The following is a 24,182-nucleotide window of genomic DNA, read 5'->3' on the forward strand; positions in this document are numbered from 1 at the left end:
ACCTATAAGCCGCCCGAAGCTTTAAGCCTCCAAGGCCCGCCCAACCTTAAATTAAGGGGCGCGGACGGCAGGCAGGAGAAGTCCTTTGAAACGCACCTATCAACCATCGCGGCTCGTCCGCAAGCGGCGTCACGGTTTTCGCGCCCGGATGGCGACGAAAGCGGGCCGGAAGGTGATCGCGCGGCGCAGAGCCAAGGGGCGCAAGCGCCTGTCGGCCTAGCCGCCACATCCCGGTGACGGCCATCGGACGTCTCAAAAACCGCTCTGAATTTCTCTATGTGAAGGCTGGCACGCGCTTCGCGACGCCGTCGCTCGTGCTGCAAGCGCGCCGCCGTGCCGCGCCCGAGCCGGCCCATCTCGCCCGCTTCGGCTTCACCGCGACCAAAAGCCTCGGGGGGGGCGGTCATCCGCAACCGCGCCCGCCGCCGCCTTAAAGAGGCGGTGCGGCTCACGGGCCCCGCCCACGCGACCGAAGGCTATGATTATGTGTTGATCGCGCGGGGAGGCACGGTACAACGGCCCTTCACCGAGTTGATCAAGGATCTAGAACGCGCGCTTGCCAAGGTGCACGAGCCCTCTTCGACAAAGACGCGCCGCAAATCCTGACCCAATTAGCTTCTTCCCTTCGCGCATCGCGGACCAAGCGGCCTTGAGCTGAAAGCGACATGGACGAGAACAACCGCAATTTCATCCTCGCCATCGTGCTGTCGATGGTCGTGCTGTTCACCTGGCAGTTCTTCTTCGTGCCGGATACGCCGCCCGATCAGGAACTGACGGAGAGCCAGCAGCAGATCGACCAAAGCCTGCCGAAGCCGGTGCCGGGAGCGAGACGCCCCAGGTCGGCGGCGCGCCGGATGCCGGCGTCCCACAGCCGGGCGCGAGCCAGGCGCCGCGGGCCGAGGGCGCAGCGACCGGGCTGACCCGTGAGGAGGCTCTGGCCGCTTCGCCGCGCATCGCCATCGACACGCCGAGCGTCAAAGGCTCCATCGCGCTGAAAGGCGCGCGCATCGACGATTTGATCCTCAAGGACTACCGGGTCACCGTCGATCCGGACAGCCCGCAGGTCATTCTGTTGTCGCCGGCCGGCGACCCCCACGCCTATTACGCGGAGCGCGGCTATGTCGGTTCGGGCTCCGGCGATCTGGCGCTCCCGACCGGTGACACGCTGTGGACGGCGCAAGGCCAAGGCACGCTGACGCCGTCGACGCCGATCACGCTGACCTACGACAACGGCAAGGGCCTCACCTTCACCCGCACCATCTCGGTCGACGACAAATACATGTTCACGATCGACGACAAGGTGACCAACGCGGGCGCGGAGGCGGTGACGCTTTACCCCTATGGCCTCGTTTCGCGACACGAATTGCCCCACGTGCAGGGCTTCTACATTCTCCATGAGGGCCTGATCGGCGTGGTCGACGACGGGCTTCAGGAAATCAGCTACGCCAACGCGATCGAGGATCCCGCGGCCACGTTCAAAAGCGAGAACGGCTGGCTCGGCATCACCGACAAATATTGGGCAACCGTGGTGATCCCGGAGCGGGGCAAGAGCTTCGAGGCGAAGTTCGCCGGTTCCGCCAACGGCGACCGCACGCGCTTCCAGACCGACTATTTGATGGGCCCGGTCACGGTCGAAGCCGGCGGCACGGCGCAGGTGTCCGGAAACGTTTTCGCCGGCGCCAAGGAGGTCAACGTCGTCGACGGCTATGCCGCGGCCTTTGACATTCCCAAATTCGATCTGCTGATCGACTGGGGCTGGTTCTATTTCCTGACCAAGCCGATGTTCTATGCGCTCGACTATTTCTACAAGCTGGTCGGCAATTTCGGCGTGTCCATCCTCATCGTCACGGTGCTCATCAAGCTCGTGCTGTTCCCGCTTGCGAACAAGTCCTACGTCTCCATGAGCCGGATGAAGAAGCTGGCGCCCGAGATGCAGCGCATCAAGGAACGCTACGGCGACGACCGTGCCCGCCAGCAGCAGGCGATGATGGAGCTGTATAAGAAGGAGAAGGTGAATCCGGCCTCGGGCTGTTTGCCGATCCTCGTGCAGATTCCGATCTTCTTCTCGCTCTACAAGGTGCTGTTCGTCACCATCGAGATGCGGCACGCGCCGTTCTTCGGCTGGATCCAAGACCTCTCGGCGCCGGACCCGACCAGCGTGTTCAACCTGTTCGGCCTGCTGCCTTTCGATCCGCCCACCTTCCTGATGATCGGCGCATGGCCGATCATCATGGGCATCACCATGTGGATCCAGATGAAGCTGAATCCGGCCCCGCCGGATCCCATTCAGCAGAAGATCTTCGCCTGGATGCCGGTCTTCTTCACCTATCTGCTCGCCTCCTTCCCGGCGGGGCTGGTGATCTATTGGGCGTGGAACAACACGCTTTCGGTGATCCAGCAATCGGTGATCATGGCGCGCCAAGGCGTGGAGATTCCGCTTCTGGAGAATCTCGGCATCAAGCCGAAGAAGGACGCCGACAGCGAAGCGGGCAAGGCCGAGGCAGAGGAAAAGCGAAGCGCCAAGGCCTCACGGCGCGCGAGCCGCGCGGCGAAGCAATCGAGCGACAAGCCGAGCGAGGATGCGACGCCAAAGGAGCGTGAGCCGGACGAGGACCGCCCGGCCTAAAGGTCCGCTCAAGTCGCCGCTCTCACTTTCGTCATGGCCGGGCTTGTCCCGGCCATCCACGCCGTTAATGTCGCCCCACAAATTCGTGGATGCCCGGGACACGCCGGGGCAACGCGGCCCACTGGGACGACCATGCCCTCAACCTCCGACGAAAATTTCACGCCCGAAGAGATCGCCCGCGGCGAGGCGCTGTTCAAAGCGCCCTGCGTGTTCGTCAAAGGCGTCACCAAGATCGAAGATCTGCCTGCGGACGATAAGCCCGAGGTGGCCTTCGCCGGCCGGTCCAACGTGGGGAAGTCGAGCCTGATCAACGCCTTGACGGGACGGAAGACGCTGGCGCGGGTCTCCGTCACGCCCGGGCGCACGCGGGAGCTCAATTTCTTCACCCTGGGCCATGACGCCGAGCTCTATCTCGTGGACATGCCGGGCTATGGCTATGCCAAGGCGCCGAAGACGGCCGTCCGCGGCTGGACGCGGCTGATCGGCGACTATCTCAAGGGCCGGCGCGAGCTGAAGCGCGTGTTCCTGCTCGTCGACGCCCGCCACGGAATCAAGGCAAACGACCGGGAAACCATGAAACTCATGGACGTGTCGGCGGTGTCCTATCAGGCGGTGCTGACCAAGGCCGACAAGCCGAAGCAAAGCGAGCTGGACGCGGTCATCGCCAAGGTTGGCGAAGAGCTGGCCAAGCACCCGGCCGCCTATCCGCAAATCCTCGCCACCTCGGCCCGCACCGGGATGGGCGTGCCGGATTTGCGCGCCGCCGTGGCGGCCCTTGCGCCAATCGGCGTTGTGCCGTCAGGCAAAGCGCCGGTATAAGGCGCACATGGGCAAGACCAAGACATCAGTGGCGAAGACATCAGCGGCGAAGGCATCCGCGTCAAAGCCGAAGGCGGTCGCCCGGGAGGCGGCGCCTTTGGCGGACGTGCTCGCCGGCGTGCACGCCGAGGCCAAGGTGCTGTCCGAGGCCCTGCCTTATATGCAGCGCTACGACCGGAAGACCGTGGTGGTGAAATATGGCGGCCATGCCATGGGCGACGCGGAACTGGCCAAGGACTTTGCCCGGGACATCGTGCTGCTCAAGCAGGCGGGCGTGAATCCGGTCGTCGTGCATGGCGGCGGCCCGCAGATCGGCGCGCTGCTGGAGCGGCTCAACATCAAGAGCGAGTTCAAAGGCGGCCTGCGCGTCACCGACCGGCAGACGGTCGACGTGGTCGAGATGGTACTCGCCGGCTCCGTGAACAAGGAGATCGTGTCCGCCATCAACGACCAAGGCGGCAAGGCGGTCGGCATTTGCGGCAAGGACGCCAATCTGATGCGGGCCAAGCGGCTCGAGCGGCGCGTGCGCGACCCCCATTCCAATATCGAGAAGGTGATGGATCTCGGTTTCGTCGGCGAGCCGGCATTGGTCGAGCCGCACATCATCGACGTGATCATCCAGTCGGACCTGATCCCGGTGGTGGCGCCGATCGGCGTGGGGCCCGACGGCGAGACGCTCAACATCAATGCCGACACGTTTGCGGCGGCCCTGGCCGTGGCGCTCAAGTCGAAGCGGCTGTTGCTGCTCACCGACGTGGACGGCGTGCTCGACAAGAAGGGCCAGCTCATCCGCTCGATGACCACGGCGGAGGCGCAACACCTGATCGAGGACGGCACCATCTCCGGAGGCATGATCCCCAAGATCGAGAGTTGCATGGACGTGATCGCCGAGGGCGTCGAGGCGGTGGTGATCATCAACGGCAAGGTGCCGCACGCGGTGCTGCTCGAGCTGTTTACCGCTCATGGCGCGGGCACCTTGATCGAGCGGCGTAAGCCCCGGCGTACGAGGGCGGCCCAATGACCGGCCCGCGCGACGCAAGGAGCTTCGCCCATGTCGAGACCTGGGTGTTCGATCTCGACAACACCCTCTACCCGGCCGACTGCAATCTGTTCGCTCAGATCGACCGGCGCATGGGCGAGTTCATTGCCAACGCATTCGACCTGCCGCTCGACGAGGCGCAGAAGCTGCGCCAGAGCTACTACGTCGAGCACGGCACCACGCTGGCCGGGCTGATGCGACTGCACGATGTCTGCCCCAACAGCTTCCTCGACTATGTGCACGATATCGATCTCGACGCGGTGCGGCCCGCACCGGCGCTTGGCGCGGCGATCGATGCGCTACCGGGCCGCAAGCTCGTGTTCACCAACGGCTCGCGCAAACATGCGGAAGCCGTGGCCGGCCGGCTCGGCCTGCTCGACCGTTTCGAGGACATCTTCGACATCCACGCGCTGGACTACATCTATCCGAAGCCGTCGCGGGAAGCGTATGACCGCTTCATCGCCGCCCATGGCGTCGCGCCGGCAAGCGCCGCAATGTTCGACGATCTGGCGCATAATTTGGAAGCCGCCCATGCCCTTGGCATGACCACGGTCCTGGTGGACTGCCGCACCACGCAGCGGCCGGAGCACCAGGCGAGCGCCGACTGGACCGAGCTGCCAGCCCATATTCACCACCGCACCGAGGCCTTAGCGCCTTTCCTTGCCGCCATTGGAGCCGCTCTTGCCGCGGAGACGAACGACGCCGCGACCGCGCGTCAGCCGCAAGCGCAGTTCTGCCTGACCTGACGGGGCCTCATGACGCACGACCATCTCAAGACTTTCATCGACGGTGCTTTCGATCACGCATCGGAGATCACACCCGACACCAAGGGCGTGGTCCGTGACGCGGTCGAGGAGGTGCTGAACCTGCTCGACAAGGGCGAGCTCAGGGTCGCCGAGAAGGTCGGCGGCGAGTGGATCGTCCATCAATGGCTGAAAAAGGCCATCCTGCTGTCCTTCCGCCTGCACGACCCGCACAAGATCGACGGCGGCGCGGGCGACTCGTCCTGGTGGGACAAGGTGCCGGTCAAGTTCGAGAAGTGGAAGGCCAAGGATTTCAAGGAAGCAGGCTTCCGCGCCGTACCGGGCTGCGTGGTGCGCCGCTCCGCCTATATCGCCCCGGGCGTGGTGCTGATGCCGTCCTTCGTCAATCTCGCGGCGCGCGTCGATAGCGGCACCATGGTAGATACCTGGGCCACAGTCGGCTCGTGCGCCCAAATCGGCAAGAACGTGCATCTGTCGGGCGGCGCCGGCATCGGCGGCGTGCTGGAGCCGCTACAGGCCAACCCGGTGATCATCGAGGACAATTGCTTCATCGGCGCGCGCGCCGAGGTGGCCGAGGGCGTGATCGTCGGCGAGGGCTCAGTCTTGTCCATGGGCGTCTATCTCGGCCAATCGACCAAGATTGTCGACCGGGCCACGGGCTTCGTGCATTACGGCCGCGTACCGCCCTACTCGGTCGTGGTGTCCGGCGCGATGCCGGGCAAGCCGCTGCCCGACGGCTCGGCCGGGCCGTCGCTCTATTGCGCGGTGATCGTGAAGACCGTGGACGAGAAAACCCGCTCCAAAACCTCCATCAACGAGCTTCTACGCGACTAGGACGGTCCCCATGCGACTGACAGAACTGCTGTTCAGTCTCGACGGTCGCATCAATCGGGCCAAGTTCTGGCTGGGCACGCTGATTTTGGCGGTGGTGAGCCTGGCGGCGACATTTGCCATCGTGGCGCTTGTCGGCGTGTCCGATGCCGCGGTGGCGTTCAGTGCCGCCGTGGCGTTCGCGCTGGCCTATCCATCCTATGCCGTCATGGCGAAGCGCTTCCAAGATCGCAACAAGCCCGGCACACTGGCTCTCCTCGGTCTGGCGCCGGCCTACGGGGTCAATCTGCTCTATACGTTCGGGATCCTGGACCCGGTCGAGCCGTCATCTCTCGCCCACGCCCTGGACGCGATCGTCGCGGTGATTTTTCTCTGGTTCATAGTCGAGTTGGGCCTGCTTAAGGGGACGCACGGCCCAAACGCTTACGGACCCGACCCATTGGGGGTCCATCAGGCCGACGCAAGCCTTCGTTAACGGCTTGCGGCGGCTTCACGGGGATGAGATCACATCCCTCTTCGCAAGGCGGCAGTTCGGCCTTACAACTGCTGGAAAAGCCGGGCCGCCAAGGGGGGAATAATGGACCTGCAATATATTTTTGCATCGTTCGACGGGCGCATAAACCGGGCCAAATGGTGGGCCGGCATCGTTATCATCCTCGTCGTCAGCATCATTATTGGCTTCATTATCGAGGTTGTTTTCGGCACCGGAGCCTTCGGCACCTTCCTGGCGACAGTGCTGGCGCTGGCCCTGTTCTACCCAACCTACGCGGTGTGCGCGAAGCGCTTCCACGACCGCGACCGGCCCGGGAAAACCGCCCTTTACGGACTGGTGCCCTCGTTGATCGCCGGCCTATTTCAGACCTGGGGCCTCACGGGAACCCCGCAGGAACCCAATGGGTTGGGCTGGATCTGCACCCTCATCAATCTCGGCGTCCTCTTATGGTTCGTCATCGAGCTCGGCATTCTCAAGGGTACGCCCGGGCAGAACCATTTCGGCGGCGATCCGCTGGCGGCCATCAACTAGCCAGCGCCCGACTTAACCGCGGCGCAGGGCAAATCACGCAAAAATCAAGGATGTCAGGCCCCGCACCCGCTTGCCAGGCTGACATGTGGCCGTCATGTTTGCGGCCAGTGGCGCAGCGCCACGCAAGGCCTAAGGTATCGATCCCATGACCACGCTCGGCGAGAAGGCAGTCGCGCTCGCGCAAGACTTGATCCGCTGCGCCAGCGTCACGCCGCGGGACGAAGGTGCATTGCAAGTGCTGATCGAGCCGCTTGAGAAGGCGCGCTTTACTTGCGACCGCCTCACCTTCAGCGAGGAGGGAACGCCCGACGTCGACAATCTCGTGGCGCGTCTCGGCGACGGGCCGCCGCATCTCTGTTTCGCCGGGCATACGGACGTGGTCCCGCCGGGCGACAAGGCGCTGTGGACCCATCCGCCGTTCGCCGCGGAGATCGCCGATGGGGTGCTCTACGGCCGCGGCGCGTCCGACATGAAGGGGGCGATTGCCTGCTTCGTCACCGCAGCGCTCGATTATTCGAAGTCAAAAGGCCGGGAAATCGAGGGCACGATTAGCCTTCTCATTACCGGCGACGAGGAAGGCCCGTCCATCAACGGCACGCCAAAGGTGCTGAGATGGATGGAGCAGAAGGGCCTGAAGCCGGACCATTGCATCGTCGGCGAGCCCTCCAATTCGACCAAGCTCGGCGAGGCCATCAAGATCGGCCGGCGCGGCAGCCTGAACGGGCGGCTGACCGTCACGGGCCAACAAGGCCACGTGGCTATCCCGCATCTCGCTGCAAACCCGATCAAGGGTCTCGTGCAGGCTCTGGCGAAGCTCTACGACACGCCGCTCGACTACGGCAGCGCGCATTTCTCGCCGTCCAATCTGGAAGTGACCAGCATCGACGTCGGCAACCCGGCAACGAATGTGATCCCGGCGTCCGCCGAGGCCAGGTTCAATATCCGCTTCAATGACCGGCAAAGGCCGGATGGTTTGCACACTTTGCTGCAGGAGGAGATCACCCAGGCGCTGGCTGGGATGGAGCTCAGCTTCAAGATCGACTTCGAGCCGCCGGGCCAAGCCTTCTTCACGGAGCCGGGGCCGCTCGATGCCCTGCTCAGCGAGGCGGTGAGCGAGATCACGGGTCTCACCCCAACGCTCTCCACCGATGGCGGCACGTCGGATGCGCGGCACATCAAGGATTATTGCCCGGTCGTGGAGTTCGGCCTCACCACCGAGACGATCCACAAGGCGGATGAGAACGTGAAAATCAGCGATCTCGAGCAACTCACCGCCATCTATCGCCGTTTCATCGAACGTTATTTCGATAATTTCGCGGGAGCGCCCGATGGCCGGTGACAGCCGGCCGATCGGGGTTTTCGACTCCGGAATGGGCGGCTTGACGGTGCTGCGGGCGCTCGCGGCCCGCTTGCCGGCGGAGCGCTTCGTCTATCTCGGCGACACCGCGCGGCTGCCTTACGGCACCAAGAGCGCCGAGACGGTGCAGTCCTATGCGCTGCAAGCCACGCGGCTGCTGCGTCGGCGAGCGTGAAGATGGTGGTGATCGCCTGCAATACCGCCTCGGCCGTCGGTCTTTATGTATTGCAAGAGTCGTGGGACCCGGTGCCGGTGATCGGGGTGATCGAGCCCGGCGCGCGGGCGGGGGTGGCTGCCACGAAGAACAAGCGCATCGCCGTGATCGCCACGGAGGGCACGGTGAAGGGCGGTGCCTATGCCAGGGCCATCCACCGGCTGATGGGCGACGCGGACGTGGTGCAGCAGCCCTGCCAGGTGTTCGTGGCGTTGGCGGAAGAAGGCTGGGCCGAGACCCCGGCGACGCTGGCGACCGCCGCGCATTATCTCGGGCCGCTGTTCCAAGGCGCGGACGCGCCCGACACGCTGGTGCTCGGCTGCACGCATTTTCCCGTTCTGGCGAATGCCATTCGCCGCACCATCGGCGCCGAGATCGCGCTGGTCGATTCGGCGGAGACCACGGCCGGCGCCGTGGCGGAAGCGCTCGCCGCAGGCGGTTTGGCGACCGCAGAGACGGGCGAAGGATCCATTCGCTTCTTCGCCACGGATTCGCCGGAGCGGTTCGCCAGGGTCGGCGCCATCTTCCTCGGCCGGGCGATCGCCGAGAGCGACGTCGAGCTGGTCGACCTGCGCAACGCCTAGCTGGTCCTTGCCCGCCACTCTCGCTCGCTAGCCTTTGGGCGGCGGCTCGGAGTCCGGCAGGGCCTCGGAGTCGTCCGTCAGGTCCGGCTCCTGGAGATTGACGGGCGCGGTCGAGTCCGCCGCCGTGGAGACCTCCCGCAACAGGCCCATGAACCATTTGCGCCCAAGCCCGAAATAGACCAGCGCGAAATAAAAGCGCCCCGCCGAAGGCGACCAGCAGCGCGAGCATCGTCTCGTCACGGAAATGGGTGAGACCGGCCAGCGCCTGCTCGAGCCCGTAGGCGCCGGCGAAAAGCGCGGCGGCGAACACCACACCGATGGTGACCAGCTTGACCACGGGGGCGCCGATGGCCGTGCCCGCCACGGCGAACCCTTGGCGGCGGGCGAAGTAGGCGAGCAGGCTCAAATTGATCCAGGCGCCAACGCTGGTGGCAAGCGCCAGGCCGACTTGGGCGAGCGGCCCCATGAGCACGACCTTCAAGGCGATGTTGACGGTGGCGGCCAGAAGCGCCGCCTTGACCGGCGTCAGCGTATCCCGGCGCGCATAGAAGGGCGCGGTGAAGCTCCTGAGTAGGACGAAGGGCAGCAGCCCGATCGAGTAGGCGGCAAGGGTCGAGCCGGCGGCGAGCGCATCGGCGGCGGTGAAAGCGCCGCGGGCGAACAGCGCGCGCATGATGAGATCGGGGATGGCGATGGCCGCCGCCGCGCACGGCACGGTGAGCAGTAGCGCCAGCTGAATGCCGCGCGCTTGCGCCGAGGCCGCCCCCTTCTCATCGCCCGCCGCGAGCCGCCGCGACATCTCCGGCAACAGCACGGTGCCGACGGCGATGCCGACGACGCCGATGGGCAATTGGTTGATGCGGTCGGCGTAATAGAGCGCCGACAGGGCGCCGGTGGGCAGGAAGGTGGCGATCAGCGTGTCGGCGAACAGCGCGAGCTGCACGCCGCCGGCGCCGATGATCGCGGGTCCGAGCGCCTTCAAGAATTTCCGGGTCGGCTCATCGAGCTTCGGCATGCGCAACCGGATGCCGAAGCCATGGGCCTCGGCATCGGCGCCGAGGAGCAGGGCTTGCGCCACGCCGGCGATGAGCACGCCCCAGGCCGCGGCGTGGCCGGCATCGGCGAACCACGGCGTGAGCAGCAGCGTGGCGATGACCGAGAGATTGAGCAGCACCGGCGCGCTGGCCGCCGCGGCGAAACGGTTATTGGCGTTGAGGATGCCGGCGAACAGCGTCTCGAGCGACACCAGCGCCAAATAGGGGAAGGTGATGCGGGTGAGCGCGACGGCCAGATCGAAGCGCTCCGGATCGCCGACGAGGCCGGGGGCGAGAAGCCCGACCACCTCCGGCGTGAACAGCAGCGCGATGGCGAGCAGCACCAGATTGATGGCGACCAAGGCGGCGGCGATCTGGTCGGCGAACAGCTTGGCGGCCGGCAGGCCCGCTTCTTCAAGCGTGCGCGCATAGGCCGGCACGAAGGCGGCGGCGAAGGCCCCTTCGGCGAAGATGGCGCGGAAATGGTTGGGCAGGCGGAAGGCCACGAAGAAGGCGTCGGCCATGGGCCCGGCGCCGAGAATGGCGGCCATGACCACGTCACGGATGAAGCCCGAGAGGCGCGAGACGAGCGTGAGCCCGCCGACGGTGGCGATGCGCCTGATCATGCCTTGTTGCCGACCCTCATGGTCTCTCCCCGTTCGCGGCAGAGGCGTAGATGAATTTCAGGCCCTTGACCATGCCTCCTCTGGTCACGCGAAATCCTTGCCGCGGCGCGGGCGCGCCCGGATCATGCTGTTTTGCTTGCGCTACCGGCCTCTGGCCTACTTGAGCGCATCCTTCCCTGGCTCCCATGAAGTCCCCCCGAAGTGAGGGGGGTGGCGCGCCGCGTGGCGCAAGGTCCTTTAGGCATCCGCGGGGCTTTGCGGGACCCGCGGCGGGCGCCGTAACGGCGCGCCACATCCGGCGCTATTTTATGGCCTCATACCGCTCTGCTTCTCACCTGTGGCACAGGCATGCGCATGGAGATCACATGTCTCACCCGATGACCCACGCGTTACAGCGCAGGTGGGCGGAGTAGAGACCCCCGGGGCCGGAACGCGTCTTCCTGGCGCGGGGTCCGGGCCTATCGGGAATTTCGCATCCGAGATCAGCCCATCTGTCCGCACGCCTTCCCCGGGCGCCGCACCCCGACCCGCATCTCAAGACGCCTCATGAGCGCGCCCCTTAAACGGACGAGGTGAACGCATTGTACGGCAGGTTTGGGAGGCGGGGATAACGGCGGGGACAAGCTTGATGTGCAGCTTAGCCAGTCGGCTCGCCCGGCATTGTGTATCAAGAGCACCAAAGGCCAGAAAACGGAGTCAAATCAGATGATTAGGGAGGGTCCGGTATAGAGAGGGCCGCGCCATGTGGGCGCGTGCGGCGTTGGCCGTATTCATAGTGCTATTCCATCTGCCCGTCGATCTGGCGAAGGCGAATGTTGTCTTCCTCAAAGAACAGTTCGTTCACAGGAATGAACGATCCCCCGGGCCCATCTTGATAGAATTCATAGACACAGAAACTCTTATGAAGCTTGGGGGGCTCCTCAGTTCCAAAGTATGCGGCGTACACGACGAGCACGCTCTGGAATCTCTCCAGGTCCATATTCTTCTTGGAGACTTTGAAATCCCCGGGCATTCTAAGCACGTGCGTTATACTGGAGCCTGGCGCTACTGCGTAAGTTTCGTAACCACTTACGTCTCCAGCAATCTCATCAAACCAGTCAATGAGCTTCTTGGCTCCAACGTCACACACGTAGGAGCCGTTTTCTTCAAAGAAGCGGTGCCCCGGTATCGGACCCTCTGCTGGCTCATATTGGTCTGCCGTTTTGACGAATATATTGACGTTTCTGGCAGGCATCGTTCCGCTATTAGCAACCCGCACCGAGAGCCTAAACGCATACTGACGATATGGAAGGTCGGATTGCGAGTTGGCTTCTTTATTAGCTTCAATCACGTTGCTGATTTTGGGTGTCTCAATACTCAGCCACGGGCGTTGCCCGGCACGAATAATTTCGTTGGCGGTTTCAGCGTGCGTGGCGGCAGCAATCGCAGCCCTATTAGCTTGTCGCGTCAGCCAAAGAGTCACGAAGAGAAGAATGGTGCCGACGCCAACAAGAACGGTGGAATACAGAGAATAATCCGCCATACGCTGCGTGGCTTCATTCATGGCCTGCGTTGCCGCGTTCATCCCTTGCTGGGCAGCAAGGTCATCTATCTCATGTTGGCGGGATTCGGCTTCTCTGCTCTTGCGGGAATTTGCGGTGGCCTCATCCTCGATTATGTCTACAGGAAGAGGAATAGGCAGCGTTTGGGCTGGCTTCTGTTCAGTCTGAACCTGCCCCTGTTCGTCCTGTGCCTGCTCCTGGGCCTTCCCTAGGCCAGCTAGGAAAATCAGTCCAAGCGCAAGTGCTGTGATCCGATAGCGTCGAGACATTGGATTAAGAAGGCTGCCGTGAATCCACCACGGTTGATCTTATTGTTTAGGTTGCGCCCTGTCTCTCGCTTACACCAAAGCTAATGGCAGTGAACTCTGCCGACGCTGTTGTCCATATGGCAGCACTGAGGGTGATAGGGCCGGGGATAGATAGGTGAGCACAGCGCTCCCTCCCCCTGAAAGGGGGAGGTCGCTTGGCTAAGCCAAGCCGGGTGGGGGTCAATCTCGAAGTCGTCTCAGTTCCGAGGCGATCCTCTCCATTACACCCTCGATGTTGCTCCAAACGTCGCGATTGGCGAAGCGAAGGACGCGAATGCCGCGTGCCTCAAGGAACCTTGTGCGTAGGACATCATGCTCCGCCCGGCCCGCGTGGGTATCCCCGTCAAGCTCGATGGCGAGGCGCAAGCGCGCGCAATAGAAGTCGAGGACATAGGGACCGACGGGATGCTGACGCCGAAAGGAGGCGCCCAGTTGTGTCCCCCGCAGAGCGTGCCAGAGTCTTTGCTCAATCGGAGACATGCGCCGGCGCAGAGTTCTGGCGCGCGTGGTCATGGCGAGTGTGCGGCTGAAGCGCGAGTCTCTCGTAGCCATGAAAGCGACCCCCACCCGGCGCGCAGGCGCGCCGACCTCCCCCTTTCAGGGGGAGGGAGTCTACACCCCACTCGTCAGTAGTCCACGCGCACGAAATAAAGGCCGCAAGCCGGGGCCACGGGGCCGCAGGCCGTGCGGTCGCGCGCGTTCAGGGCTTTTTTCAGATCGTCGGCGGTTCATTTGCCGCCGCCCACGAGCTTGAGCGAGCCCACCATGGAGCGCACCTGGTTGTGGAGGAAGGACCGCGACGAGGCCTCGATCCACGGCAGGTTTGGCGCGCGGGGATTAAGTCGTCCGCTTCGTGCCAAAAGCGGCTCTGGGCGCGTGGCATCATCCGCCACCTAGGCGCCAATCACGTCAGCAACGCCTGTCAGAGCTTCGTGTTGCGTTGTATAGAAGACGAATGAACAGGTTCGTTTTAACCGCCGTTGCCTCTACCGTGGCCATTTTCTGCTATGCGCTGATTGCGGTCGCCGCGCCTCTTACAGAGGAGCCCACGACACAGGCATCTCAGGCAGCAAAGAGCGACTCTGTCCTTCTCGGTCTTCCGGAGGAGGACGACCCCGTAGTGGTTCGGGTTAGCCTCGAGATTCAAGACATCGACGAAATCAACGAAGAGAATGAAACCTTCGAATTCACAGGCGTTCTTACACTGATCTGGAGCGACAGCAGACAGGCCTTCGATCCTGCAGCGGCGGGAGTAGAGGAAAAAATCTACCAGGGCGACTATCAGTTCAACGAGCTGTCACCAAGCTGGTTTCCGCAAGTTGTCCTCGTCAACAGTTCCGGTTCCTTGGAACAGCAGGGAGTCGTGCTCCGGGCGCGGGCGGACGGCACCCAGATCCTAATCTCTAAGATAACGGCTGTTGCAAAGACGGAACTCGACTTGAAGCGCTTTCCATTCGACAGGCAGCGCTTGGAGGCCGTTTTCGAAGTGCTGGGTTTCGATCACAGCGAGGTCGTGATGCAAGTCGGCCAAGCGACTGCCAACGCGTTATGGGTGCCACAATGGACTATCAAAGGACTTAGTATGTCGACGGAGGATCGCGCCGTATCCTATGCCGGGCGCCGAGGGATTGCATCCATGTTTGTCGCGAGCGTCGACGTCCAGCGAGTGTCACTTTACATCGGCCGGTTAGTCATTCTTCCTCTTATCGTAATTGTATTACTCACCTTCTCGGTCTTCTGGATGGACAGGGCATCGTTGGGTGATCGGATCAGTGTATCGTTCATCGGGATCCTGACCGCTGTCGCGTATCAGGTCGTAATGAACGACATAATGCCCCGTATTGGATACGTGACTTGGATAGACGGCTTTTTGAACTTGAGCTTTTTGTTGATGGTCGGAACGGTCATCATCAACTTGGTGGTGGGCCGGCTTGACCAGCATAGTAGGCATGATGTTGCGCATCGCGTCGATGTTCTTTGCCGATGGGTTTTTCCTATCACCTACTTGGGGCTCATTCTGATTTCATTCGCAGTGATGTCGCTGCTTTAGCCGTTAATGGTCTTACCCTTAGCCATAAATACGACACTGTTGGCAAACTGGCGCCTGCTTTTTTCAGCTCTTGGCGAGGTCAGAATTTGATCGTGGTGCGCGCACCTACGACAGCGGCGTTGTCCAGAGGAATCTTGCCCGACGCATTTGGCAGATTGGCTCCCGGGCGCCAGAAATACTGGAAGTCCGGTTGAAGCGTCCAACTCGGATCGAGTTGGATTGTATAGCAGATCTCTAACAGCGCCTCGTAGTCGACTGTTCCTGACATCAACGCGCCCAGGTCGTAAGTATCGACGTCAGCTGAAATGCCAGTGTAGGCGACGCCAATAGCTAAGGTGTCCTCTGGACGGTTCAGGATCATGCCCAAGAACGAGATACCGCCGTCTGCGTAGAAGTCGATAACGTTGCGATCTGAGGGCATACCCACGACACGTCCAAACAGCTGTATGCCCTTTGGCTTTTCACTCCGCGGTGCGCGCCAAACAAACTGTTCGAAGATAGCGTACAGGCCGTAGTTGTTGTCCACGCCACGAGAGGTTCCTGCGGATACACCATCTTGGAGCTCAAAATTGCCGAAGTGATTAAATCCGCCGATCTTGACCGTGCCAGCGAGCCCATCCTGGCTATGCCGATAGTCACCCTCAATCATCAAGAGCGGTGGATCGTCGAGCCGGAAATCAAGACCGTTGCTATTACATACCTGTGGATTGCCCTTGCAGTTGGGCCCGGCCGGATCGCCATTGTATATGCCCACCTGAAGCGTGAGTTGATTGTTGGGGGATAGCACAGCGTGTACGCCCGGCGTGGCGAGGGGATAAGCGGGACCACCACCCGGCAGATTAATGGCCATGATGGAAGGCCAGCCCCAAGTTCCGTTCAGAAATACACCACCACCTAGAACGTAAGTTGCGTCTGCTGCGAGTTGTCCCAGCTTGATGGCAAGCCGGTCATCGAACAAGTGCTGTTGGACCCAAAGTTCGAATAAGCGCGTCGCTGGAGTGGCTTCGAGATCGCTCACTGGCATCAGACTGCCAACGGCGTCGGCCGTTATACTTTGACCGTGAATTTGAAGTCCGTTGGTATGGAAGCAGAGGCCTTTCCAAAAGCCGAGCTTGTACATGTCGACATACATGGCAAGGTGCAGAAGGCCATCATAGTAGGTCCCCCGTTTGAGGCCCCCAGCCAGATTCGCTAGAACATCTGAGTAATACACTCCCGCAAGGGAGATACCGGATTCGACGAGGCCATCGCGCAAGGCGAGGGGACCGACCGAACGCGGGCCAAGATTGGAATGCAGCGTGTCCGTCAGGAATTCGGGGTCTGGAACGGTACAGTCCGCGCGTGCAACTCCCCCAAATAGGGCCACACAAATAACGAGCATTGCAGCGAGTGCAGCTCCGCGTGGAAACCGTTGCCCCGAGAGAAACATGCATCCGCTCTGAAAAATTGCCAATGCGGTCTAAAAATAGCATGCAGCGAACAAGGCGCATACTTAGGGCTATCCAAGCTGGGCCTGGGGAGAACAAGGGCCGAAGCTCTCTGTGCTGGATGCCGGGTGAGTCCGCTTCGGGTCACGAGCGGACGTTTCGTCCGTGTCGAGCCCGTCAGTAGTCCAGACGCACCAGGTAGAGGCCGCAGGCCGGCGCCACGGGGCCGCAAGCCGTGCGCTTGCGGGCTTCCAGGGCGTTTTTCAGGTCGCCCGCGGTCCATTTGCCGCCGCCCACGAGCTTGGGCGAGCCCACCCTGGAGCGGACCTGGTTGTGCAGGAAGGAGCGGGACGAGGCCTCGACCCACGGCAGGTTTTCGAGGCGGGGATAAGTCGTCCGCTAAGTGCCATGTGTGGACGGCTCCATGTTGGCAAGGGTTTTTTGAGCGCTATCGCACGGCTGGTCGGAGCTGCCATGTGTTCGGCCTGTTGATGCGGCGCTGTTCATGGCCGCTGGCCATAATGCTCTCCGCAGATCGGGTCCCGGTCAAAAGCACGCGCTTCAAGTGGCGCTCTGGCACTTGTGGGTTGTCCCGGTCCGTGGGCCGACTGGCTTGGGTGCGTTATGCGATCATTGCCCTTTCCAACTTCGTTGCACGGGAAGTTCCCCGCGCGTTCGTGTTGCTGCCTTATGCTGATGCCGGCAGCGGTGTTCGGTAGCTCTCATTGTGGGCCATCATCGCCCAGGCTATGCGCGCGATCTTATTGGCCAGTGCGATAGCGGCGATCTTGACCGATCGGCGCTCCATGAGCCTGACGAGCCAGGGATGGCGTGTGTAGCCCAACTGTTTTGCTCGTCTGATGACCGACAGGGCGCCAACGACCAGTAACGAACGTAAGTATCGGTTGCCCGCCTTGGTGATAGAGCCGAGGCGTTCCTTGCCGCCGGTGGAACTCTGTTTTGGGACCAGCCCGATCCAGGCACTCAAGTCACGGCCTGAACGGAAGACATTTGGATCAGGGATGCTGGCAACAAGGGCTGTGGCGATCAACGGACCGACACCGGGGATCGCTTCAAGCCGTTTGCTGGTCTTGCTGGTCCGGCGCCATGCAAGCAACCGTCGATCGGCTTCCAGGATCTGGCGCTTCACCATTGCAAGCTGTGCCGCCAGGGCCATCAGGCACGCGTGGGCTGCCGGTGGTATGCGCTCATCCTCGCCCCTGGTGATGAGATCCAACAACTTCTCGACGCCGTGGCGGCCAATACCGGCAACAATGCCGAACTCTGCAAGATGCGCCCGGATCGCGTTGATCAACGCCGTACGCTGGCGAATAAACAACTGCCGGGTCCGGTGTAGCATCAGTACCGATTGCTGCTCAGGGCTCTTGATCGGCACAAAGCGCATCGTGGGGCGTTGAACCGCTTCACAGATCGCCTCAGCATCGGCAGCATCGTTCTTGTTGCGCTTGACGTAAGGCTTCACATAGCGCGGCGGCATCAGCCGCACCTCATGGCCCACCTTCTCAAGCTCTCGAGCCCAGTGATGCGCAGTCGCACAGGCCTCAATGCCGATCACGCACCCCGACAGCTTGCGAAAGAAGGGCAAGACCTGAGACCGCCTCAGTTGTCGACGGACGATCACCGCGCCGAATGCATCAATCCCGTGAACTTGAAAAACCGACTTGGCGATATCCAAACCAATCGTTGTAATCTCTTGCATGGATGGCTCCTCTCAACTGGGATCGCTTCAACAACAGCAACCACAGTGTGGCACCTGGATGCCGGTGGAGGAGCCGTCCACAGCATCAGAACCGGACCTGCTCGACCTGGAGGCCATTCTTGTCGCTGGACAGTTTGTCCAACGCCTCCCACTGCGCCGGGAGGCGTTGGATGATTCCGCACAGCATGAGCCACGGGTCCCCACGCGGTGCAGAAGACCCCGAAAACCATGGCTAAGCGCGCGAAGGCCCGGATAGCGGCTTGCTTGTTCACCGTCCGGGCTCCTTTTGGGCGCAGCCTTGGACAAACAGCAGAGTGACAGCAATTCGGTCGCAGGGGCTGATTTAAGCGCGAACCACGTTGTCAGGCAACACTCGACCCAGAGCCAGCTATTGGGTCACTAGCGGACGTTTCGCCCGTGTCGAGCCCGTCAGTAGTCCACGCGCACCAAATAAAGGCCGCAGGCCGGCGCCACGGGTCCGCAGGCGGTGCGCTTGCGCGCTTCCAGGGCCTTCTTCAGGTCGGCGGCGGTCCATTTGGCGTCGCCCACGAGCTTCAGCGAGCCGACCATGGAGCGCACCTGGTTGTGCAGGAAGGAGCGCGACGAGGCCTCGATCCACACCTCTTCACCATGGCGGGCGACGGCCAGTCTATCGAGCGTCTTCTCCGGCGAGGCCGCCTGACATTCGGTCGAGCGGAAGGTGGTGAAATCGAAATGGCCGACCAGGACCTGCGCCGCCGCGTGCATGGCATCCGCGTCGAGCTCGTAGATGATGTGCCAGGCGCGGTCGCGCTCGAGCGCCAGGGGGCCGCGCCGATTGACGATGCGATAGCGATAATGACGGGTCTTGGCCGAGAAGCGCGCGTCGAAGCCGTCCGTGACCTTCTCGCAGGCGAGCACGCTGATCGGGTCCGGCCGCAAATGCGCGTTCAAGGCATCGCCCACCTTCTTGGCCGGCCAGTCCTTGGTCAGGTCGACCATGGCGACCTGGGCCAGCGCATGCACGCCGGCATCGGTGCGCCCGGCGCCGCGCGGGATCATGTCCTCGCCGGAAAACGCCTTGAGCGCCTCGGTGAGGCGGCCTTGCACCGTGGGGCGGTCCTGCATTTGCCAGCCGGCGAAGGGCGTGCCGTCATATTCGATGGTGAGCTTGTAGCGCGGCATGGTCAGTCCAAGACGGCGCCGGGGGCGAGCGTCGCGCCGTTCAAGAACGCCTCCGCCTTCATCGGCTTCTTGCCGGCGCGCTGGATCTCGGTGAGGCGCACGGCCCCCTCGCCGCAGGCGATGGTCAGCCGGCCGTCGAGCAGAGTTGCCGGGAGCGCCCTCGCCTTTCTCCAAGCCGCGCGCAGCACCTTGATGCGCTCGCGCTTGCCGTTGACGTCGATCTCGAACCAGGCGCCGGGATATGGCGACAACCCGCGAATGCGGTCGTGCACGTCGCGGGCGAGCAAGCGCCAGTTGATGCGCGTCTCCTTGTTGTCGAGCTTGGGGGCATAGGTGGCGGCCTCGTCATGCTGGGCATGGCATTGGAGGGTGCCGTCTTCGAGCGCGGCCAGGGCCTCGACCATCAGCCTGGCGCCGAGCGGCGCCAAGTCGTCATGCAGCTCGCCCGCCGTCATCTCCGGTGTGATCTTCACGCGCTCCACCAGGCAAACCGGCCCGGCATCGAGCCCTTCGGTCACCCGCATGATGGCGACACCGGTCTCGGGGTCGCCCGCCATGATCGCGCGGTTGATGGGGGCGGCCCCCCGCCAGCGCGGCAGCAGCGAGGCATGGATGTTGAAGACGCCCGCCTTGGTGCCGTCGAGAACGGCCCTCGGCAGGATGATGCCGTAAGCGACGACGACGGCGGCATCGGCCTCGAAGTCGGCAAAGCGCGCCTGGTCCTCTTTCGCCTTGAGGCGCTCGGGCGTGAGAACGGTCAGTCCGGCTTTCTCAGCAACCTCATGGACCGGCGATTTGCGCAAGGCCATGCCGCGTCCGGCCGCGCGCGGCGGCTGGGTATAGACCGCGACGATGTCGTGACCGGCTTTGAGGAGCGCTCGAAGCGCCGGCACGGCGAAATCCGGCGTGCCCATGAAGATGATGCGCATGGGTCCCTTATGTCATTGCCGGGCTTGACCCGGCAACTACATGACCTCGGCGCGCTTCGCCTTGGTGAATTTCTTGACGATCATGTCGCGCTTGAGCCGCGACAGATAGTCGATGAACAGCACGCCGTTCAGGTGGTCGATCTCGTGCTGGACGATGGTGGCCCAAATGCCTTGGAGCTCGACCTCTTGCGGCTTGCCCTCGCGGTCGAGGAAGGCGACGCGCAGCTCGGCCGGGCGCTCCACCTCGGCGGTGACCTCGGGGATGGACAGGCAGCCCTCCTCGTGGACCCGCATCTCGTCGGAGAGGTCGAGGATCTCGGGGTTGACCATGATCAGAGGGTCCCGCTCCTCGTCGTCCCGGGCCCCGTCCATGACGATGAGCCGCCGCGAGATGCCGATCTGCGGCGCGGCCAGGCCGACGCCGGGGGCGTCGTACATGGTGGCCAGCATGTCGTCCATCAGCCGGCGCAGATCGTCGTCGACGCGCTCGATGGGCTCAGCCTCCTTGCGGAGCACCGGATCGGGGATGGTGATGATGGGATGAATGGCCATTTCAGGGGCTGACATAAGGTTGTGGGGCCGCGCGGTCAATCTCGCGGCCGTCCGTGCCGCAGGGCGGCCCGATGTTCCCGCTTTGGTCCAAAAGAACGAATCGGGCTATAGGTTCTCATGGACTTTGCGCCCGTGCAGGTGGGGAGCATCACGCTCGACCCGGTTCTCGTCATGCTCGCGCTAGCGGGCCTGGGCGTCTTTGCGCTGCTGCTGCTCGCCATCGTCCTCATCGTGCATATGAGCCGGCGCAAGCGCGAAGCGTCCGCCAGCGACGCTCAGATGGGCGAGCTCAAGGTGCGGTTGCAGACCCTGGCCGAGATCAGCGTCAGCCGTCACGGCGAGCTGGCGCGGGCCGTCAACGAGCGGCTCGACCGCATGACCCACAAGGTGGGCACCGACCTCAACGACACGGCGCGCAAGACGCATGAATCCATCGCCAAGCTCAACGAGCGGCTGGCGGTGATCGACACGGCGCAGAAGAATCTGACGGACCTCTCCAGCAACATGGTCGGCCTTCAGGAGATCCTGGCCAACAAGCAGGCGCGCGGCGCCTTCGGCCAGATGCGCATGGAGGCGATCGTCCAGGACGGACTGCCCAAGGGCGCCTATACATTCCAGGCGACGCTCTCCAACGGCAAGCGCCCGGACTGCCTGCTCCATATGCCGAACACGCCGGCGGGCGTCGTTATCGACGCGAAATTCCCGCTGGAAGCTTCGAGGCTTTCCGCACGGCGCGGCGCGACGAGGAGAAGAAGGTGGCGGCGCGGCAGGTGCGCACCGATGTGGGCCGCCATATCGACGCGATGGCCGAGCGCTATCTCATCGCCGGCGAGACGCAGGACACCGCCATCCTGTTCGTGCCGTCGGAGGCGATCTATGCCGACCTGGCCGAGCATTTCTCGGACATCGTGCAGAAGGCGCACCGGGCCCGCATCGTCATCTGTGCGCCCAACATGCTGATGCTGGCGGTGCAGACCATGCAAGCCATCCTGAAGGACGTGCAGATGCGCGAGCAGGCCCATCTGATCCAGCGCGAGGTGGCGACGTGATGGAGGATATGGGCCGCTTCCGCGACCGGGTGCTCGATCTCCAGCGCCATTTCGGCCAGGCCAATACCGATATCGAGAAGATCCTCACCTCGTCCGAAAAGATCGTTTCGCGCGGGCGCAAGATCGAGACCCTGGACTTGGAGGAGACGGCGCCGGAAATCGCGCCACAGAAGAATGGCAGCGCGCGTGCCCCCTCGCCTGCGTCCAAGCCGGCGCCAGAGACCGCGCCGCGCCGCAGCCACGCAACGGGGGCGCCCGCATTATCAGGCAACCAGACCTACTCGCGGGGAAATGATGCTGGAGACCATGGACGGCTCGATGGTGGATCAGGTCATCGTCGGCGGCGGCGCGAGCCTCGCAAACCTCATCGTCCACGCCATTCTACTGGGCGCCATCGCTTGGGTGGTGCGGCGGCTGCGGATGAGCGACGGCTCGATCCCGAGCTTTCTGCAATACACGCTGGTGATCGTCGCCACGGGCACGCTGCTGGTGATCGGGCATTTCGGCGAGGTGGTGCTGTGGGCCTATACCTATGCCGCCGTCGGCGCCACACCGCCGAACACCGACCTCGTCTATTTCGCCTTCGGCAACTACACGACACTCGGCTATGGCGACGTGGTGCCGGTGCCGAAATGGCATCTGCTCGGTCCCATGACGGCGCTCAACGGCGTCATGCTGATCGGCTGGTCGACGGCTTTGATTTTCGAGATCTTGCGGCGGTCGTCGGGATCACAGCCGGAAAGCTACTGAGGCCGACCCGCGGACTGCCGAGAGCATCGCCCCGGACGGCGGCGCCGCCGCCGACCGGCGGCCGAACGCCGCGGGCCGTCAGCAAGCCCCGCTTCGGCGCGAACAGGAAGGCGGCGAGGAAAGCCAGCGCCTGAACCAGCACGATGCAGGCGCCCGTCGCGCCGTTGATATGGAAGCTCACCAGCGTGCCGAGCGCCGCCGACAGCATGGCGACGGCGACGGCGATGGCGAGCATGCGCCCAAAGCTGTCGGTGAGCAGATAGGCCGTGGCGCCTGGGGCGATCAACATGGCGATGACGAGAATGATGCCGACGGCTTTTAGCGCGCTGACGATGGTCAGCGACAGCAGGACCAGCAGGCCGTAATGCAGCACGCGCACGGGTAAGCCGATGGCGCGGGCGTGGTTGGGATCGAAGCAATAGAGCAGCAGGTCGCGGCGCTTGAGCAGCACGATGAGGAGCGTGCCGCCGGCGATGATGGCCGTCTCGATGAGATCGGCCGTGGTGACGCCGAGCACGTTGCCGAAGAGAATGTGATTGAGGTGCTGATCGGACTCGACCTTGGTGAACATGACGAGCCCGAGGCCGAACATGCCGGAGAACACGATGCCCATCACCGTGTCTTCTTTGACGCGGCTGTTATCCTTGAGATAGCCGGTCATCAGCGCGCAGCCCAGGCCGGCGGCGAAGGCGCCGACCACGAGCGGCAAACCCACCACGTAAGCCACGACAATGCCCGGTAGCACGGCGTGCGAGATGGCGTCGCCCATGAGCGACCAGCCCTTGAGCACGAGATAGCAGGACAAGACGGCGCAGACGGCGGCGACGAGCAAGGCCACGATCAGCGCGCGCTGCATGAACTCATAGGCGAAGGGGTCCACGAACCAGCCGATGACATCCATCATGCGGCGGCTCCCGCTCTGGTCTCGGCGGCAGCCTCGACCACGGCCTGACGTTTGCGGCGGGCGGCCAGCACGCCATGCTTTGGCGCGAAGTAGAAGGCGATGAGAAACAGCACCGTCTGCAAGGTGACGATCACGCCGCCGGTGGCACCGTCGACAAAATAGCTGAGATAGGCGCCAACGAAGCTGGTGAGGGCGCCAAACGCAATGGCGATGAGGACCAACAGGCCGAAGCGGTCGGTCAGCAGATAGGCGGTGGCGCCGGGGGTCACCACCATGGCGATGACGAGGCAGGCGCCGACGGTCTGCAGCGCCGCCACGGTGCAGGCGCTGAGCAGGGTGAAGAACACGATCTTGAGGAGCCGGGTGTTGATGCCGATGCTCTTGGCGTGGGTCTCGTCGAAGAAGGTCACCATCAGGTCCTTCCAGATGAAGGCCATAACGGCGAAGGAGACCACGGCAATAACGGCGACTTGCGTCGCATCCTCGTCGGGAATGGCGAGAATATTGCCGAGCACGATGGTCTGAATCGACACCGAGGTCGGCCACAGCGAAGCCATCAGCAGACCGAGCGCGAAGAGCGTGGTGAAGACGAGGCCGATGATGGCGTCCTCGCGGAGCCGGGAGTGCTGCTTGACGAAGGCCATGCCGAGGGAGGCAAGGATACCGGCGAAGAAGGCGCCCACCGCAAACGGCGCACCGATGATATAGGCGGCGGCGACGCCCGGCACGATGGAGTGGCCCAGCGCATCGCCCATCAGCGACCAACCCTTGAGCATGAGATAGGCGGACAGGAAAGCGCAGACGGCGCCGACCAGCGCGCTCACCCACATGGCCTTCCACATATATTCGTAGCCCAACGGCACCATGAGC

22 protein-coding genes and 6 pseudogenes are annotated in these 24,182 nt (G+C 63.2%); 15 read left to right on the forward strand and 13 right to left on the reverse strand.

Annotated elements, in window-relative coordinates; translation table 11 throughout:
* Positions 1-85 precede the first annotated feature (85 nt).
* The 12 genes and pseudogenes from rpmH to AUC69_RS01040 form a co-directional block, all read left to right on the forward strand.
* Complete coding sequence (rpmH, locus tag AUC69_RS00985; protein ID WP_069440501.1) at positions 86-220, forward strand: 50S ribosomal protein L34; 135 nt, start codon at positions 86-88, stop codon at positions 218-220.
* A gap of 113 nt (positions 221-333) precedes the next feature.
* Positions 334-606 (forward strand): ribonuclease P protein component, encoded by a 273-nt coding sequence (locus AUC69_RS19530; protein ID WP_204377227.1) that lies wholly within the window; start codon positions 334-336, stop codon positions 604-606.
* Between the two features lie 59 nt (positions 607-665).
* Positions 666-2,485, forward strand: a pseudogene (gene yidC, locus AUC69_RS01000) (membrane protein insertase YidC); the annotation flags it as partial.
* Between the two features lie 273 nt (positions 2,486-2,758).
* Positions 2,759-3,445 (forward strand): ribosome biogenesis GTP-binding protein YihA/YsxC, encoded by a 687-nt coding sequence (gene yihA, locus AUC69_RS01005; protein ID WP_069440504.1) that lies wholly within the window; start codon positions 2,759-2,761, stop codon positions 3,443-3,445.
* A 97-nt stretch (positions 3,446-3,542) separates the two neighbouring features.
* Positions 3,543-4,466, forward strand: a complete 924-nt coding sequence (gene argB / locus AUC69_RS01010) for an acetylglutamate kinase (protein ID WP_069440687.1) — start codon at positions 3,543-3,545, stop codon at positions 4,464-4,466.
* Positions 4,463-5,230, forward strand: a complete 768-nt coding sequence (locus AUC69_RS01015; protein WP_069440505.1) for a pyrimidine 5'-nucleotidase — start codon at positions 4,463-4,465, stop codon at positions 5,228-5,230. Before argB ends, AUC69_RS01015 begins: the two co-directional genes overlap by 4 nt.
* Before the next feature lie 9 nt (positions 5,231-5,239).
* Positions 5,240-6,082 carry a 2,3,4,5-tetrahydropyridine-2,6-dicarboxylate N-succinyltransferase gene (gene dapD / locus AUC69_RS01020; RefSeq protein WP_069440506.1) on the forward strand — a complete coding sequence of 281 codons (843 nt, stop codon included), beginning with the start codon at positions 5,240-5,242 and terminating at the stop codon, positions 6,080-6,082.
* Positions 6,083-6,092: 10 nt separating this feature from the next.
* Positions 6,093-6,554: a DUF805 domain-containing protein gene (locus AUC69_RS01025; RefSeq protein WP_069440507.1), complete on the forward strand. Its 462-nt coding sequence runs from the start codon at positions 6,093-6,095 to the stop codon at positions 6,552-6,554.
* Between the two features lie 102 nt (positions 6,555-6,656).
* Positions 6,657-7,103, forward strand: coding sequence for a DUF805 domain-containing protein (locus AUC69_RS01030; protein WP_069440508.1), 447 nt, complete (start codon positions 6,657-6,659; stop codon positions 7,101-7,103).
* A 145-nt stretch (positions 7,104-7,248) separates the two neighbouring features.
* A complete protein-coding gene (dapE, locus tag AUC69_RS01035) occupies positions 7,249-8,442 on the forward strand; it encodes a succinyl-diaminopimelate desuccinylase (protein WP_069440509.1) in 1,194 nt (397 codons plus the stop codon).
* Positions 8,432-8,635: a glutamate racemase gene (locus AUC69_RS17805; protein WP_204377239.1), complete on the forward strand. Its 204-nt coding sequence runs from the start codon at positions 8,432-8,434 to the stop codon at positions 8,633-8,635. Before dapE ends, AUC69_RS17805 begins: the two co-directional genes overlap by 11 nt.
* Positions 8,626-9,258, forward strand: a pseudogene (locus AUC69_RS01040) (glutamate racemase); the annotation flags it as partial. The gene AUC69_RS17805 and the pseudogene AUC69_RS01040, both read left to right, overlap by 10 nt.
* A gap of 27 nt (positions 9,259-9,285) precedes the next feature.
* Here the strand turns inward: AUC69_RS01040 and AUC69_RS16770 are convergent.
* The 5 genes and pseudogenes from AUC69_RS16770 to AUC69_RS18095 all read right to left on the reverse strand — a co-directional run.
* Positions 9,286-9,498, reverse strand: a complete 213-nt coding sequence (locus AUC69_RS16770) for a hypothetical protein (RefSeq protein WP_069440510.1) — start codon at positions 9,496-9,498, stop codon at positions 9,286-9,288.
* Between the two features lie 94 nt (positions 9,499-9,592).
* Positions 9,593-10,918 (reverse strand): annotated as a pseudogene (gene murJ, locus AUC69_RS15810) (murein biosynthesis integral membrane protein MurJ); the annotation flags it as partial.
* 778 nt (positions 10,919-11,696) lie between these two features.
* A complete protein-coding gene (locus tag AUC69_RS01060) occupies positions 11,697-12,728 on the reverse strand; it encodes a hypothetical protein (protein ID WP_069440513.1) in 1,032 nt (343 codons plus the stop codon).
* A gap of 219 nt (positions 12,729-12,947) precedes the next feature.
* Complete coding sequence (locus tag AUC69_RS01065) at positions 12,948-13,319, reverse strand: DUF559 domain-containing protein (protein WP_083239001.1); 372 nt, start codon at positions 13,317-13,319, stop codon at positions 12,948-12,950.
* 74 nt (positions 13,320-13,393) lie between these two features.
* Positions 13,394-13,600 (reverse strand): annotated as a pseudogene (locus tag AUC69_RS18095) (tRNA pseudouridine(38-40) synthase TruA); the annotation flags it as partial.
* A 122-nt stretch (positions 13,601-13,722) separates the two neighbouring features.
* Between AUC69_RS18095 and AUC69_RS01070 the strand changes: the two are divergent.
* A complete protein-coding gene (locus AUC69_RS01070) occupies positions 13,723-14,817 on the forward strand; it encodes a ligand-gated ion channel (protein ID WP_069440514.1) in 1,095 nt (364 codons plus the stop codon).
* 79 nt (positions 14,818-14,896) lie between these two features.
* Here the strand turns inward: AUC69_RS01070 and AUC69_RS01075 are convergent, their stop codons facing one another.
* From AUC69_RS01075 to def, 6 genes and pseudogenes are all read right to left on the reverse strand, one after another.
* Positions 14,897-16,198, reverse strand: a complete 1,302-nt coding sequence (locus tag AUC69_RS01075; RefSeq protein WP_158007968.1) for a carbohydrate porin — start codon at positions 16,196-16,198, stop codon at positions 14,897-14,899.
* 223 nt (positions 16,199-16,421) lie between these two features.
* Positions 16,422-16,604 (reverse strand): annotated as a pseudogene (locus AUC69_RS15820) (tRNA pseudouridine(38-40) synthase TruA); the annotation flags it as partial.
* 328 nt (positions 16,605-16,932) lie between these two features.
* Positions 16,933-17,964, reverse strand: a complete 1,032-nt coding sequence (locus AUC69_RS01080; RefSeq protein WP_069440516.1) for an IS110 family RNA-guided transposase — start codon at positions 17,962-17,964, stop codon at positions 16,933-16,935.
* Positions 17,965-18,393: 429 nt separating this feature from the next.
* The gene (truA, locus tag AUC69_RS01085) at positions 18,394-19,128 is read right to left on the reverse strand and encodes a tRNA pseudouridine(38-40) synthase TruA (protein ID WP_069440517.1); all 735 of its coding nucleotides are present in this window, start codon (positions 19,126-19,128) and stop codon (positions 18,394-18,396) included.
* A 2-nt stretch (positions 19,129-19,130) separates the two neighbouring features.
* The gene (fmt, locus tag AUC69_RS01090; RefSeq protein WP_069440518.1) at positions 19,131-20,057 is read right to left on the reverse strand and encodes a methionyl-tRNA formyltransferase; all 927 of its coding nucleotides are present in this window, start codon (positions 20,055-20,057) and stop codon (positions 19,131-19,133) included.
* Between the two features lie 36 nt (positions 20,058-20,093).
* Positions 20,094-20,609 carry a peptide deformylase gene (def, locus tag AUC69_RS01095; protein ID WP_069440519.1) on the reverse strand — a complete coding sequence of 172 codons (516 nt, stop codon included), beginning with the start codon at positions 20,607-20,609 and terminating at the stop codon, positions 20,094-20,096.
* Between the two features lie 117 nt (positions 20,610-20,726).
* On the opposite strand from def, the pseudogene AUC69_RS19535 reads away from it, so the two are divergent.
* Together AUC69_RS19535 and AUC69_RS01110 are read left to right on the forward strand one after the other, a co-directional pair.
* A pseudogene (locus tag AUC69_RS19535) lies at positions 20,727-21,846 on the forward strand (DNA recombination protein RmuC); the annotation flags it as partial.
* Between the two features lie 103 nt (positions 21,847-21,949).
* Positions 21,950-22,408 carry a potassium channel family protein gene (locus tag AUC69_RS01110; protein ID WP_204377229.1) on the forward strand — a complete coding sequence of 153 codons (459 nt, stop codon included), beginning with the start codon at positions 21,950-21,952 and terminating at the stop codon, positions 22,406-22,408.
* Here AUC69_RS01110 and AUC69_RS01115 read toward each other — a convergent pair.
* Together AUC69_RS01115 and AUC69_RS01120 are read right to left on the reverse strand one after the other, a co-directional pair.
* Positions 22,329-23,312, reverse strand: a complete 984-nt coding sequence (locus AUC69_RS01115) for a metal ABC transporter permease (RefSeq protein WP_083238956.1) — start codon at positions 23,310-23,312, stop codon at positions 22,329-22,331. The genes AUC69_RS01110 and AUC69_RS01115 overlap by 80 nt on opposite strands.
* Positions 23,309-24,178, reverse strand: a complete 870-nt coding sequence (locus AUC69_RS01120) for a metal ABC transporter permease (protein ID WP_069440522.1) — start codon at positions 24,176-24,178, stop codon at positions 23,309-23,311. Before AUC69_RS01120 ends, AUC69_RS01115 begins: the two co-directional genes overlap by 4 nt.
* Between the last annotated feature and the right edge of the window lie 4 nt (positions 24,179-24,182).

The organism is Methyloceanibacter superfactus, from assembly GCF_001723305.1.
In the GTDB taxonomy this organism is placed as follows: Bacteria; Pseudomonadota; Alphaproteobacteria; order Rhizobiales; family Methyloligellaceae; genus Methyloceanibacter; species Methyloceanibacter superfactus.